Raw genomic sequence first — 14733 nt, forward strand, 5'->3', positions numbered from 1 at the left:
TCACCGTCATGGATCTCAGGTATCTCGGCAACAGCGGCCTGCTGGTGAGCGAACTCTGCCTCGGCACGATGACGTTCGGCAAGGAGGCCGACGAGCAGACCTCGCACCGGCTGCTCGACCGCTACGTCGAGGCGGGCGGCAACTTCGTCGACACCGCGGACGTGTACGGCGGCGGCGCCTCCGAGGAGATCATCGGACGGTGGCTGGCCGGGCGTGACCGCGACGACCTGGTGATCGCCACGAAGGGTTTCTGGGCGACCGGCGACGCGTCGAACGATCACGGTGCGGGCCGTAAGCACCTGCTCGCGGCGGTCCGGGCCAGTCTGCGCCGGCTCGGTACCGACTACCTCGACCTCTACCAGCTGCACTGCTTCGACGAGTCCACCCCGATCGAGGAGACGCTGTCGACGCTCGACGGCCTGGTCCGGGCCGGCACGATCCGGCACCTGGGCGTCAGCAACTACGCGGCCTGGCAGCTGCAGAAGTCGATCGACGTGGCGCGGTTCCGGGGCTGGGAGCCGTTCGTGGCGGCGCAGCCGCTCTACAACCTGATCGACCGGGAGGTCGAGCTCGAACTGGTGCCGGTCTGCCGCAACGAGGGCGTCGGCATCATCCCGTGGTCGCCGCTGCGGGGTGGCTGGCTGACCGGCAAGTACCGCCGTGGCATGACGCAGGCCCCGGCCGACACGCGCTGGGACGGCGACCAGCAGCCGTGGCTCGGTGACTGGGAGAACAGTGTCGACGAACGCACCTGGTCGGTCACGGACACGCTGCTCTCGGTCGCCGACGAGGTCGGGCACTCCCCCGCCCAGGTGGCGCTGCGGTGGCTGTCGCAGCGGCCCGGCGTGACCGCGCCGATCATCGGGGCGCGCTCGCTCGCGCAGCTCGACGACAACCTGGGTGCGGCCGGCTGGACCCTGGACGACAAGAGCGCCGCACGGCTCACCGCGGCCGGTGACACGCCGCCGCCGTACCCGCACGGCTACCTGGCGAGATCACCGCGTCGGCGCGGCTAGCGGGGCGTACGCCCGGGCCCTTCTAGGGTTATGGGCGCTATGACTGCGCCTGACACCGAATCCGAGACCCGCCCCTGCGCCCACTGCGGACGACCCGTGCCGCAACGCGCCTCCGCCGGGCGCCCGTTCCGCTACTGCCGCGACAACGACGGCGAGTGCCAGCGGGCCTCGCGCAACGTGCGGATGCGGCACCGCTCCTCCCCCGGCCTGGCCGGGTCGGTGGCGCGCACCTGGGAGGTGGTGGACCGCCTGGACACGCTGGTCGGCACCCTGACCGAGGCGTTGCACTCGGAGATGTCGCCGGCCGGCGTGGAACGGCAGGTCGCCGAAGTCCGCGCGGAGACGTCCCGGCAGGTGGCGGCGGCCCACGCGGAACGCGACGACGCGCGGCGCGACGCGGAACAGGCCGCCGACGCGACGGCGGCGGCCCAGCAGATCGCGGCGGCGGCGACCGCCGAACGCGACGAGGCGCGGCACCGGGCCGCCGAGGCGCAACGCTCCGCCGAGGAGGCGGGGCGGCGCGCCGAGGAAGCGGCCACGGCGCGGGACGAGGCGGTGCGCGCGGCGACCGGGGCCGCCGCGCTGCGCGAGCGGGCCGAGGCCGAGCGCGACACCGCTGTGCGGGAACTCGCGGAGGTCAAGAGCCACCGCGACACGGCGGAGCGGGATCTGGCCGCGGCGCTCAAGGACGCGTCGGATTTCCGTCGTACGGCCGAAGCGGCGCAACACCGCACGGAGGAGGAACTGACCGCGGCCCGGTCCTCGGCGGCGCAGGCCCAGGAACAGGCCGTCGCGGCCCGCGCCGACGCCGAGCAGGCGGTCGCGCGGGCGGTGGCCGCGGAACGGTCCCGGGACGACGCGCAGGCGGCTTCCCGCGATGCCGTTGCACGCGCGACGGCCGTGCAGGCCGAGCTTGCGGGAGTGGTGGCCGAACGGGACCGTCTCGCGCGTACCACCGAAGACCTGGAACGCACCGCGGAGCGCGCGTCGCGGGAACGCGCCGAGCTGGAGCGCCGCCTGGCGTCCGCCCGGGCCGACGCGGACGCCGCACAGGAGCGGGTGGCGCAGCTGACGTCGCAGGTCAGTGACTTGGCGTCGGCGCTGGCGGCGCTCGGGGCGGCACGTCCGGCGGCGGTGCCCGCAGCCGTTCCGACGGTCGCCGCGCCGGCCCTTCCGCCAGGCGTTTCGCCAGTCGCTGCGCCGGCCGTTGCGCCAGCCGCTCCGCCTGTCGTTCCGCCGCAGAAGAGCTGAGCGATATTTCTCACGATCAAGCGGCTACCAACCGGTAGGCAGCGGTGGAAATCGGACGGAAACTGCTACCACGCCGCTACCGTGGTGGCACCCAGCAGTGACCGACGCGTGAGTAAATTGCTGGTGAACCGCATGAAGTGACCGACATCGCACCACCCGCACAAGTAGCAAAGTCCCACAAAGTGGACCAAGGTCCACTGGAACGCAGGTTCGATTTGCCGGGTAAGGCCTGTGGGCGGTTACGCTCATAGCGTTAACACCGCCGATACAGGCGGTGGTCGGCGGCAGCCGATGTTCCTTCATGCCCGCATGGAGGAATCCCGGGGCCGTCGCTTTCGTTACACGAACGAGAGCAGCACCACGAGCGAGGGGATAGCCGATCATGGGCGAACGCATGCTGCGCGGCAGCCGTCTTGGCGCAGTCAGCTACGAGTCCGACCGTAACACCGAGCTGGCGCCCCGACAGACCCGTGAGTACCTGTGCGTCAAGGGTCACCAGTTCGAGGTCCCGTTCGCCGTCGACGCCGAGGTGCCCACCACCTGGGAGTGCAAGTTCGACGGCAGCGTGGCCCGCCTGGTCGACGGCAACGAGCCGGAGCAGAAGAAGGCGAAGCCGCCGCGCACCCACTGGGACATGCTGCTCGAGCGGCGCTCCATCGCCGAGCTCGAGGACATCCTCAACGAGCGGCTCCAGGAAGTCCGCACCCGCCGCGGCCGCTGACCCGCAGCCGAACGAACGCCGAAAAGGCCACCCCGGCCACCACCGGGGTGGCCTTTTCGCTGCCCGATCCGAATGAGCGGACCCAGCAGTTTCGCTCGCTTCCGCCGGCTCGACCTTCGCCACCGGAGCGGGCGGTCAGCGCCGGCTCGCGCCCCCTGCGGTCCGGGAACGTCATCACCGACCAGCGAAGTGAGCCAGTCCGGTCAGCTCGTGGTCGCGGCCGAAGCCCTCGGCAACAGTAGGCACCAGCGCCCCAGCCGGCCGTCAGTGACGATAGCCCAAGTAGCTCCCCAACAACCCGGAGCGACAGCCACCCCAGCCCGCTGTCAGTCACGGTCGTCCACAACGCTCGCCAACAGCCCTGAGCGACAGCCACGCCATCCGGCTGTCAGCCACGGTCGCCCAAGAGGCTCCCCAACAACCCTGGGTGACAGCCGACCCGCCAGCTGTCAGCCACGGCTGCCCAACGCGCTCCCCAACAACCCTGGCTGACAGCCGACCCAGCCAGCTGTCAGCCACGGCTGCCCAACGCGCTCCCCAACAACCCTGGCTGACAGCCGACCCAGCCAGCTGTCAGTCACGGCTGCCCGAAGCGCTCCCCAACAACCCTGGGTGACAGCCGACCGCGGACTGACAGACACGGCCGCCCACAGCACTCCAAGACAGCCCTGGCTGACAGCCGACCCGCCAGCTGTCAGTGAGGGTTGCCCGAAGCGCTCCCCAACGACCCTGAGTGACAGCCGACCTAGCCGGCTGTCAGTGAGGGCTGCCCGAAGCGCTCCCCAACGACCCCGAGTGACAGCCGACCCGCCAGCTGTCAGTCACGGTCGCCTGAAGCGCTGCACAACGACCCTGGGCGTCAGCCGGACCCGATCGGCCCGTGCTCATGGTCGCGCGCGCAGCCCCAACCAGCGTGAGCGCCGACCGCGACGTCGGCTCCTGGCCATGATCACGCGAGATGCTGTCCAGCGACCGCGACCGCGACCACGACCACGACCGTGACCGCGAGCGCAAGCTGGGCGCTCCGCACGTTGGCCCACGACATGGACGAGGTTGCACCCGACTACCTGCCGACCCGATGCCCGAGGCGTTGATCGGAAGACTCGTGGAGGCCCGGTCGCATGGCTTCCAACCCTTCACGTCACGCGGTCACTATCCCCATAACGCAATAAATAGGGCAATCCCGCCGCCTCACACGCGACGGGACAGCGGCGACAACGGGACAGCGACGGGACAGGGACGGGCGATATTCGCCACCCGACCGCGACCATGGCGGAATCGCAAACCCAGAGGGCGCAACCGGCTGCGCACCAGATGGCCGCGCCGTACAGGCCGACGCACATTGATGGTCGCGCGGACCTTGGGAGGCAGCGGAGCTAGGGGAGCCAGCGACAGTCGACGACCGCGCGTTGGGGAGACGCCGCACGCACGGGGCCACCGCGAGTCGACGGGAGCGGAATGGCGGCGCCCCGGGAACAGGTCAGGAACCGGCGGAAACGGGGTGACCACCGCGTCGCCGACGACGGCTCAGGTCGACGGCAAGCGCGGCCGCCACACCAACAGTGACGGCTCAGGCTGACAAGGAGCCCGGTAGCCGCCCCCAGGCCGACCAGAAGCGGGGCCACACCAGGTGCGACGACTCAGACCGGCCGGAAGCACGATGGCCCCGCCCCGATGACAGTCAGGCCGCGAGCTGGCCGCGCCCCTGATGACAGCTCAGGCGGCGGGCTGGCCGCGCCCCCGGTGACAGCTCAGGCGGCGGACTGACCGCGCCCCCGATGACAGCTCAGGCGGCGGACTGACCGCGCGGCGCAGAAGCGGGTGAGGTCTGCCGGGTGGGGAGGGTCAGCGGACGATTTCGCCCTCGATGGCGGGTGAGGGCTGGGTGTGGGCGCCCGCCGGCGGGGTGTCGTCGACGACGACGGTGACCGGGGCGCCGGAGTGGACGCGGACCTTGCGGGGGCCGAACAGGTTGCCGGTGGCGGCGCCGCCCAGGCTGCGTTCGGCGAAGCGTTCGATGCCGCGGCGGGCGAGGCCTCGGCCCGGCGGCAGCAGCAGGAGCAGGCCGAGCACGCCGGTGATGAAGCCGGGCAGGGTGAGCAGCAGGGCGCCGCCCAGGCCGACCAGGGAGCTGGTGACCTCGGCGCCGGGTGGGCGGTTCTCCTGGGCGGCGTGCTGGAAGGCGCGCCAGCCCTTGATGCCTTCGCGGCGCAGCAGGGCGATGCCGGCGAGGGTGGAGGCGGCCAGCAGCAGGATGGCCCAGCCGGCTCCGATGGCTTGGGAGACCGCCAGGAACACGAAGAACTCGGCCAGCGCCCAGAGCGGCATCGCCAGTGGAACGTAAGCCAGCCTGTTGCGGCGCATTTTCAGACCTCCGGTGTCACCGGGCCCGTGTGGGGTGTGCGGGCCCGGGTCAAGCATGACACCTCACGGCCAGGTAGAGCCCTGTCGCGGCTTGCGATTGAGGACTTTACGCAAACTCTCAGTTCGCGCCTGCGCGCCCCAGATGGTGACGCGGAGCAGCTGCTCCTTGAAGATGTTGCCGCTCATCTTGCTGACGCCGTGCTCGCGCTCGGTGAACGTGATCGGCACTTCGATCATGCGGTAGCCCTGGCGGTACGAGCGCCACGCCATCTCCACCTGGAACGAGTACCCGGTGGAGGCGATGGTCTCGACGTCGATCTTGTCGAGGACGCCGATCCGGTAGGCGCGGTAGCCGCCGGTCGCGTCCTTGAACGGCATGCCGAGGGCCATCCGGATGTAGATGTTGCCGCCGCGCGACAGCAGCAGCCGGTGCATCGGCCAGTTGTGCACGCTGCCACCGGGGATGTAGCGGGTGCCCAGCACGACATCGTGATCTCCGAGCGCGTCGAGCAGCTTGTGCAGCTCCTCGGGGGCGTGCGAGCCGTCCGCGTCCATCTCGACGACGGCGTCGTACCCCTTGTTCTTGGCCCAGGCGAAACCGGCCTTGTACGCCGCGCCGAGGCCTTCCTTGCCGGCGCGGTGCAGGACGAAGATGTGGTCGTCGGCGAGAGCGAGCTCGTCGGCGATGGCCCCGGTGCCGTCCGGTGAGTTGTCGTCGGCGACCAGGATGTCCACCTCGGGTACAGCTTTCCGTACCCTTTCGGTAATCACCCGTACGTTGTCCGCCTCGTTGTACGTTGGGATGATCACGAGGGTACGCCCGATGCCGGGGTAGCCTTCCGCCTCGCTCACCGTTCCTCCGAGTCCTTGTCGCCGTCATTGCCGATGTTCGCACGCCGTCGGCGCAAGGGCAGCACGCCGGCGAGGGCGGCGACCATCAGAGCGACGGCCACCACCTCGGGCCAGTTGCCCGAACGAGTCGCCAGCGTACGCGGTCCCTCGGTGGCTATGTCACGCACCACCACGGCGGCCGTGTTGAAGCCGGTGGCGCCGTGTACGCCCCCCGCGCCGTCGACGAATCCGGACACCCCGACCGTGGAGACCATCAACGCCTCACGGCCGTGCTCGACGGCCCGGAGCCGCACCATGGCCATCTGCTGCAACGCCTCCGCCTCGTTGAAGGTGGCGTTGTTGGTCTGCACGGCGAGCAGTTGCGCGCCGCCGGTGACGGTGTCGCGGACGATGTCGTCGTACGCCACCTCGAAGCAGATCACGTCGCCCACCACCACGGCTCCGGTGTCGATCACGCCGGGCGCGTCGCCGGGCAGCATGTTGCGCACCAGGTCGACCTTCTCGGTGACCAGCCGGGCGATCGGGCGCAGCGGCATGTACTCGGCGAACGGCACCGGGTGGCGTTTCTCGTACTGCTGGGACAGGTCGGGCCCGGTGCCGGGCAGCCACAGGATGCCGACGTTGTAGATGTCCTCCGGGTCGTCGGTGCGCTGCAGCGTGCCGACCAGGATCGGCGCCTTGATCAGGTCGGCGGCCGCGGAGATCGCGTCGGCGGCGTCGTCGTTGCGCAGTGGGTCGATGTCGCTGGAGTTCTCCGGCCACACCACCAGGGCGGGCTGTTTCTGCCGGCCGGCGGCGACGTCGGCGGCGAGTTGCCGGGTGCCGTTGACGTGGTTGTCGAGCACGGCGCGGCGCTGGGCGTTGAAGTCGAGGCCGAGCCGCGGCACGTTGCCCTGCACGATCGCGACCGTGGTCATCGGGCCGCCGGGCTGGGTGAGCGGCAGGGCGGCCGGTCCGGCCAGTAGCACCGCGGCGGTGGCGGCGAACCCGGCCGCACCCACCCAGGACGACGCGGCGCGGGGCCGGCGCCGCCAGGCCAGCGCGACGAGGGCCCCACCGGCGGCGGCGACCACGAGGGTGACAAGTGGCGCCCCGCCGTACGCGGCCAGCCGCAACGTGGGTGCGTCACCCTGACTGAACGCGAGCCGTCCCCAGGGGAAGCCGCCGAACGGCGCCCGGTCGCGCAGCGCCTCCTGACCGGTCCAGATCAGGCCGGTCAGCAGCGGCCACGTCCACCGCCAGCGGTCCACCAGCGGCGACAGCCAGGCACCGGCGGTCCCGGCGACCAGACCCAGCACGACGGCCTGCGCGGTGGACAGGAACACCCACGGCAGCCAGCCCGCCTGGAAACTGGTCCACCACAGCAGCGGATAGAACAGTGCCGCCCCGGCGAGCACACCGAGACCGAAACCGGCCCGCAGCCGCCGCCGGTGCACCGCGGCGGCCAGCAGCGCCACTCCGACCGGCGCGAGCCACCACACGTCGTACGGCGGCAGCGCCAGCAGCAGCGCGACACCCGCGGCCACCGCCAGGGCCGCGGCGACCGGCAGGCGCAGCGGGCGCGGCGCACCGGGCCCGGAGCGGTCCGGCACGGCGAGGGCGGGCGGCGGCAGAGTCATTTCCACGCTGGGCAGGTTACCCGCAGACGGCCGTCACCTGCGACGACGGAGGGGCGCAGCCCGGCTACGGCTGCGCCCCTCGCGCGATACATCTGGTGTCGCTGTTCCCGGCCGGTGGTTCCGGTGGGCGTGCGGTGACCTTCGGACCGACGCGCCACGAGCCGGATGCCCGCGTCGTGCCGTTGTCTACTGGCCATCGCTCAGCCGCCGGAGTGGCCACCTGAACGCGATCGGGCCCGCCCCGTCCCGCGCACCTCCACCCCCTGGACCTGGCTGAACGCGCGACCCCAGCGAGGACTGCGGCCAGTGGGTGGAGAGAACGAAACGAATCATGACCGCTCGCCGTGAACAAAGACCTGAAGACGGTACGTCCGGACACCCGTGGCGTGTCAACCGGGTCGCCCGCGTCCCGGCGTGTCGCGTTCCTCGGCGTGTCATCTTCCGTTCGCCTGAATCAGCTGGTCAGGACCACCAGCTCGCGGGTCGCGCGGGTCATCGCGACGTACCGGTCGACCGCCCCTTCGATACCGTCACCGAACCGCTGCGGGTTGATCAAAATCACGAGATCGAACTCCAGCCCCTTGGCGAGGGCAGGCGTCAGCGACCGTACGCCTGGCCGCTCCGCGAAGCCCGGATCCCCGATGACGCAGGCGACGCCGTCGCCGAAACTCGCCAGCACCGCCTCCAGATCGCCGGCCCGGCCGTGCCGCACCGGCACCCCACCGGCCCGGATCGAGGTGGGCACGTTCGCGTCCGGCAGCACCGCCCGGATCACCGGTTCCGCCTCCGCCATCACCTCCCGCGGCGTGCGGTAGTTGACGGTCAGCGACGCCAGCTCGATCCGGTCCAGCCCGGCCCGGCCCAGCCGCTGCTCCCACGACTCGGTGAACCCGTGCCGGGCCTGCGCCCGGTCCCCCACAACGGTGAAACTGCGCGACGGGCAGCGCCGCAGCAGCATCTGCCACTGCGCGTCGGTGAGTTCCTGCGCCTCGTCGACGACGACGTGCGCGAACGGACCGGCCAGCGCGTCCGGGTCGGCCGCCGGCAGACCCGCGTCGTCGACCAGTACGTCACGCAGGTCGTTCTGCACCAGCATCGCCATCAGCCCCTCACCGTCGTCGTGCACCCGCGACTCGAGCAGGTCGTCGATGACCGTCTCCATCCGCGCCCGCTGCGCCGCCACGGCGGCACCGCGCTGCCGGTCACGCTGCTCCGCCCCGGCGTCGCCGAGCCGGTGCCGGGCGGCGTCCAGCAGCGGCAGGTCCGCCACCGTCCACGCCTGGGCATCGGCGCGGCGCAACAGCCCGACCTCGTCGGCGGACAGCCAGGGCGCGCACCGCCGCAGATAGGCCGGCACCGACCACAGGTCACCGACCACGTCGGCGGCGGACAGCATCGGCCACGCCCGGTTCAGCGCCGCCCGCAACTCGCGGCTGCGGCTCAGGTCGGTGCCGTGCTTCTCGGCCAGGATCGCCACCAGCTCTTCGAAGATCGGCTCCCGGGCCTCGTTGTGCGGGATGCCGGACGCCGCGTCGAAGGCCTCGGCCCAGTCGGCGGCACCGACGCGCACCCCGGCCACCGTCATCGGCTGCGGCGGCTCCTCGTGGAACCGGACCGCCGCCTCGACGGCCCCGGCCATCGCCGCCGACGACTTCAGCGCGGCCACGGCCGGGTCGGGCTCCTCCAGGGCACGAGCACCTTCGGGTACGAGATCCCGCAGCGTGCACGTCTGCACGTCGTCCTCGCCGAGGCTGGGCAGGACATCCTGCACGTACGCCAGGTAGGGCTCGTGCGGCCCGACGAACAGCACGCCACCGCGCCGTGCGCCCAGCCGCGGATCGGAGTAGAGCAGGTACGCCGTACGGTGCAGCGCCACCACCGTCTTACCGGTGCCCGGCCCGCCGTCCACGACAAGCGTGCCCCGGGACCCGGCCCGGATGATCGCGTCCTGGTCGGCCTGGATGGTGCCGAGCACGTCACGCATCCGCCCCGACCGGACCCCACCGAGGCTGGCGACGAACGCCGACTGGTCGTCCAGCGCCGCCGCGTGCCCGGCGAAGTTGTCCGCGTCGAACACCTCGTCCCAGTAGTCGGTGACCCGGCCACCCGTCCACCGGTAGCGCCGCCGGAACACCACCCCCATCGGGTTGGCGTGGGTGGCGCCGAAGAACGGTTCCGCCGCCGGTGACCGCCAGTCCAGCAGCAACCGGCGCCCGTCACCGTCGGTGAGCCCACGCCGGCCGATGAAGACCGGCTCCGGCTCGTCGGCGAGCACCACCTGCCCCAGGCACAGGTCCACCCCGAACCGCTCCAGCATCCGCAGCCGCCCGGTCAGCCGGCGCACCTCGTCGTCGCGGTCCACCGCCTGGCGCCCCTTGCCGGCGGGCGCCCGGCGCACCGCCTCGAGGCGCCCGGTGAGGTCCGCGGCCGACCGGTCCAGGCTCTCCGCGATCGCGGTGAAGTGCTTCTCGTCCCCGGCGATCAGCGCGGGGTCCGCCTTGGCCGCCAGCTTCGCCGGCAGGGCGAACAGGCTCCCACTCCCCCGGTGGCCGGCTTCGGCGCCGTTCCCCATGATTCGGTCGGTCGACAACGGCATCAGCGATGACCCCCACACCTGCGGCAACATGGCTTGAGCAGCCATTTTGCGCCAGATATGGGGTCTTGCGGCAAGGCCCCTACTGTGTTATATGTTAGTTACGGCGGAGAGCGGGCTGTTGTCCCTCCGCCGGGTCGCAGGCTCCGGCAAGCATCCCGGTCGATCCCTCACCCGGGCGTCGCTGTGCTCGGCCCGGATCTACAGCAGACCCGCGAGCAACCCCGCCGCCGCCTCCGGATGATCGGCGGCCAGCAGGCCGGCTGCCGCCAGGACGTACTCCTCGTCCACCACCGTCCGGGCCCGCTCGGGCAGCTTCCACCCGCCGGCCAGGTCGCCGAGCACTGCGCTCAGCACGTGGTGGCCGCCGCCGTGCCGCAGCACACCGCCGGAACCGATCACCAGGCGTACGTCGCGCAGGTCGCGCCCCCCGGTGCGCGGCTGCCCGGGACCGGCCGCATGACCCCGCGCGTGCCGCCGCAACGCGATCACCGCCGCCGCGGCCGCCAGCCCACGATCATCCGGCACGGAAGCCGGCCCTGCAGCCGGCCCGGAAGCCGGCGGCGGCAGCAGGGCGTCCAGCTTCTCGGCGGCCGCCGCCGCCCGCGTTCCGGCCGCGCCCACCGCCACCCCCAGATCGCCCTCCACCGTGCGGGAGCGCCACAACGTCCCCGCCACGTCACGCCGCGGCCCGGCGGAGGCTTCCGCATCGGGGACGAGCGCCGAGTACACGTCGGTGGTGGCCCCGCCCACGTCCACGACCAGCACGCCGTAGCCGGTCAGGTCGGCGAGTGCCTCCACGCCGGCCAGGACCGCGTCCGGGGTGGCGGCCCGCACCAGGCAACCGAACCGGGGACCCCGCGACAGCCGCTTGCCGCCGATCACGTGACGCAGGAACACTTCGCGGATCGCGGCGCGGGCGGGCAGCGGGTCGAGGACGCCGATGCGGGGCAGCACGTTGCCGGTGGCGGTGACCGGGACGCCGCGGGCGGTGAGGGCGGCGACGGCGTCGGGGCGGGCGTCGGCGTTGCCGGCCACGACGACGGGGACGCGCAGGCGGGCGGCGGCCAGGCGCTGGGCGTTGTGCAGCAGGGTGTCGCCGTCGCCGCCGTCGGTGCCGCCGACCAGCAGCAGCACGTCGGGGCGGGCGGCGCGGACCGCTGCCACCGCGGCGCCGTCGAGCCGGCCCGCGGCGACGTGCACGACCTGGGCGCCGGCGGACAACCCGACGCGGTGGCCGGCCTCGGCGGTGACCAGTTGCTCGTACCCGATGACCGCCAGCCGCAGCCCGCCACCGGCCGAGGAGCACACGAGCAGGTCGTCGCCGCCGCCCACGGCGTCGACGGCGGCGTCCAGGCCGGCAAGCACGTCACTGGCCGCGGTGGTGCGGACCTCGGCCCGGCGGATCAGGCGCGCGCCGGCCAGGTCGATCTTGGCGGCTTTGGTGTACGTGGACCCGACGTCCACACAGACCACGGACGGCACGTCACTGCCCGGCCGGGCCGACCGGCCCGGCCGGGACGACCACCGTGCCGACCGCCGTGACCGCCACGATCGGCTCGTCCAGGACCCGCGCCGACGACCCGCCGGTGCCCCGGCAGACGACTGTGGACGTGAACTCGATGCGCCGCGACCGGGTGCCCATGTGCACCACCGTGGCGGTCACCTCGAGCACGTCGCCGGCTTGCACGGGCGCCTTGAACTGCACGTCGGAGTAGGACGCGAACAGGCCTTCGTCGCCGTCGAGCCGGATGCACACCTCCGTGGCGACGTCGCCGAACAGGCCGAGCGAGTACGCCCCGTCGACCAGGTTCCCGGCGTAGTGGGCGTGCGCGTACGGCACGTACCGCCGGTGCGTGACAGTGATCATGAAGGGCTCCCGACGAGGGCGTGCACGAGGTAGGACGCCACCTCGCGCGGGGTGGTGCCGCGGCCGAAGATGCGGTCGACGCCGAGTTCGGCGGTCATCAGTTCGTCGAACCGCGGGCCGCCGACGATCAGCAGCGGCCGCCGGTCGGCGGGCAGCGCCTCCCGGAACGCGGCCGACATGGCCCGGGTGTTCTGCAGGTGCGCGTCGCGCTGGGTGACGACCTGGGACACCAGCACGGCGTCGGCGCGGCGTTCCCGGGCGGTCTCGACCAGGTCGGGCACCGACACCTGGGCGCCCATGTTGGTGACCGACAGCTCGGAGTAGTACTCCAGGCCCTTCTCACCGGCGATGCCCTTGAGGTTGAGGATGGCGTCGATGCCCACGGTGTGCGCGTCGGTGCCGATGCAGGCGCCGACCACGGTGAGCCGCCGCCGCAGCCCCCGCTTGATCGCCGCGTTGATCTCCTTGGCGCTCAGCAGCGGATAGTCGCGTTCGACGACCTGCACCGTGCCGGTGTCGACGAGATGCGTGACCTTGCCGTAGACGACGAAGAACGTGTACCCGTCGCCCATCTGCTTGGCGTGCACCAGCATCGCCGGGTCCATGCCCATCTTGCCGGCCAGTTGCAGCGCGGCACCCTCGGCGCGTTTGTCGTGCGGCAGCGGCAGCGTGAACGACAGCTGCACCATGCCGTCACCCGTGGTGTCCCCATAAGGGCGCACAACGCTCATGCCGTCACCTCCGCTGCGCTCCGGCGCCGACATGAGTCCACCACTGAGCTGACCGATTCGCTCGCAAGCTCGCTCATGCCGTCACCTCCGCTGCGCTCCGGCGCCGACATGAGTCCACCACTGAGCTGACCGATTCGCTCGCAAGCTCGCTCATGCTTCCGCCTCCAGCAGCTCGGTGACCGGGTTGAAGTAGCCGTCGGCGTGCCGGGCGACGCCGTCGAGGCCTTTGCCGCGGTCGGCGGGGCGTTTCATGATGCCGAACGTGCCGTCGGCGATGGCGTCGAGCAGGGTTTCGTCGACGATGCGTTCCAGCAGGCCGACGGCCTCGCCGAGAACCCGGGCGGCGCGCTCGCGGATGAACGGGCCGGGCTGGAAGTCCTCGTGCAGGTTGCCGGCGCCGCCGAGCACGTACCGCACGTTCTGCAGGGCGATGTCCCGGTCGGACAGCCACGGCGTGACCACGGCCTCGGTCATCATGCCGACCAGCAGGATGCCCTGGCCGGTCAGCGCGCCGGCCAGGTTGAAGAACCCGTCGAGCAGGTTGCCGCGGAACACGTCACCGGTCATGTGCTTGGTCGGCGGCATCCATTTCAGCGGCGCGTCCGGGAACAACTCCCGGGCCAGCAGCGCGTGCGCGAGCTCCAGCCGGAACGAGTCCGGCAGATCCGGGTTGATCTCGAAGGCGTGCCCGAGCCCGAGCTGCCAGTCGCGCAGGCCGGCCTCGTGGGCGAAGAACTCGTTGAGCAGCTGCGACACCGTGACGGTGTGCGCGGCCTCGACGGCGTCGGCGGTGGTCAGGTAGTTGTCCTCGCCGGTGTTGATGATGATCCCGGCGCGGGCGTGCACCTGCCGGGAGAACCGCTGGTCGACGAAGGTGCGGATCGGGTTGATGTCGCGGAACAGGATGCCGTACATCGAGTCGTTGAGCATCATGTCGAGCCGTTCCAGCCCGGCCATCGCCGCCATCTCCGGCATGCACAGCCCGGAGGCGTAGTTGGTCAGCCGGATGTAGCGGCCCAGCTCCTTGGACGTCTCGTCGAGGGCGGCCCGCATCAGCCGGAAGTTCTCCTGCGTGGCGTAGGTGCCGGCGAACCCCTCGCGGGTGGCGCCCTCGGGCACGTAGTCCAGCAGCGACTGCCCGGTGGAGCGGATCACCGCGATGATGTCCGCCCCGGCCCGGGCCGCGGCCTGCGCCTGCGGGATGTCCTCGTAGATGTCCCCGGTCGCGACGATCAGGTAGATCCACGGGCGCTGCTTCGGATCCCCGTACCTCTTGATCATCCGATCTCGCTCGGCCCGCCGCCGATCGACGGCCTTCAGGCCCGCACGCGCCGCCCGCGTCGCCGCGCGCCGGGCCGCCGCCAGGGGCGCCCGGCGCTCGGGAAGGGTGAACCGCACCGAACCGGCGGCCGCCTTCTGCGCCAGGGTGGTCAGATCCTCCACGCCGGCCTCGGTGAGGGCGTGGAAGGCCGGGATCGCCACCCCGTGCTCCAGGCCGACATCGGCGCGCACCGCGTCGACCAGGCGGTTCACCCACGGGATGCCGTCCGGGTCGGCGCCCGTCACCCCGGCCAGCCGCAGCACCGCCCGCTCCACCGACACGGTCGTGTGCGACCGCGCCAGGTCGACGACGGGCTGCCCGGCTCGCGCGGCGAGCGCCCGTGCCCGCGCCACGACGCGCGGATCCAGATCCAGCTTCCCGGCCACAGTCCCTGC

11 protein-coding genes are annotated in these 14733 nt (G+C 72.0%); 3 read left to right on the plus strand and 8 right to left on the minus strand.

What is annotated here, in order from left to right:
- Positions 1 to 8 precede the first annotated feature (8 nt).
- The 3 genes from LPA41_RS12850 (at position 9) to LPA41_RS12860 (ending at position 2988) form a co-directional block, all read left to right on the plus strand.
- Positions 9 to 1016 (plus strand): aldo/keto reductase, encoded by a 1008-nt coding sequence (locus LPA41_RS12850; protein WP_229070357.1) that lies wholly within the window; start codon positions 9 to 11, stop codon positions 1014 to 1016.
- Between the two features lie 39 nt (positions 1017 to 1055).
- Complete coding sequence (locus LPA41_RS12855) at positions 1056 to 2267, plus strand: serine/threonine protein kinase (RefSeq protein ID WP_229070358.1); 1212 nt, start codon at positions 1056 to 1058, stop codon at positions 2265 to 2267.
- A 382-nt stretch (positions 2268 to 2649) separates the two neighbouring features.
- Positions 2650 to 2988, plus strand: coding sequence for an RNA polymerase-binding protein RbpA (locus LPA41_RS12860; RefSeq protein ID WP_127552714.1), 339 nt, complete (start codon positions 2650 to 2652; stop codon positions 2986 to 2988).
- Positions 2989 to 4833: 1845 nt separating this feature from the next.
- Here LPA41_RS12860 and LPA41_RS12865 read toward each other — a convergent pair.
- The 8 genes from LPA41_RS12865 to LPA41_RS12900 form a co-directional block, all read right to left on the minus strand.
- A complete protein-coding gene (locus LPA41_RS12865; RefSeq protein WP_229070359.1) occupies positions 4834 to 5352 on the minus strand; it encodes an FxsA family protein in 519 nt (172 codons plus the stop codon).
- Positions 5353 to 5415: 63 nt separating this feature from the next.
- Complete coding sequence (locus LPA41_RS12870; RefSeq protein WP_229070360.1) at positions 5416 to 6204, minus strand: polyprenol monophosphomannose synthase; 789 nt, start codon at positions 6202 to 6204, stop codon at positions 5416 to 5418.
- Entirely contained in the window at positions 6201 to 7823 is a 1623-nt protein-coding gene (lnt, locus tag LPA41_RS12875) for an apolipoprotein N-acyltransferase (protein ID WP_229070464.1), read from the minus strand. The genes LPA41_RS12870 and lnt overlap by 4 nt, the downstream gene beginning before the upstream one ends.
- A 454-nt stretch (positions 7824 to 8277) precedes the next feature.
- Positions 8278 to 10395 carry an RNA polymerase recycling motor ATPase HelR gene (helR, locus tag LPA41_RS12880; RefSeq protein ID WP_374238157.1) on the minus strand — a complete coding sequence of 706 codons (2118 nt, stop codon included), beginning with the start codon at positions 10393 to 10395 and terminating at the stop codon, positions 8278 to 8280.
- A gap of 222 nt (positions 10396 to 10617) precedes the next feature.
- Positions 10618 to 11901 (minus strand): glutamate mutase L, encoded by a 1284-nt coding sequence (locus LPA41_RS12885; RefSeq protein ID WP_229070362.1) that lies wholly within the window; start codon positions 11899 to 11901, stop codon positions 10618 to 10620.
- A gap of 1 nt (position 11902) precedes the next feature.
- Positions 11903 to 12286, minus strand: a complete 384-nt coding sequence (locus LPA41_RS12890) for a hotdog domain-containing protein (RefSeq protein ID WP_229070363.1) — start codon at positions 12284 to 12286, stop codon at positions 11903 to 11905.
- Positions 12283 to 13017, minus strand: coding sequence for an OAM dimerization domain-containing protein (locus tag LPA41_RS12895; protein ID WP_229070364.1), 735 nt, complete (start codon positions 13015 to 13017; stop codon positions 12283 to 12285). Before LPA41_RS12895 ends, LPA41_RS12890 begins: the two co-directional genes overlap by 4 nt.
- 150 nt (positions 13018 to 13167) lie before the next feature.
- Positions 13168 to 14724: a lysine 5,6-aminomutase subunit alpha gene (locus LPA41_RS12900; RefSeq protein ID WP_229070365.1), complete on the minus strand. Its 1557-nt coding sequence runs from the start codon at positions 14722 to 14724 to the stop codon at positions 13168 to 13170.
- Positions 14725 to 14733: the final 9 nt, after the last annotated feature.

Source organism: Actinoplanes sp. DH11, assembly GCF_020873875.1.
Lineage (GTDB): Bacteria > Actinomycetota > Actinomycetes > Mycobacteriales > Micromonosporaceae > Actinoplanes.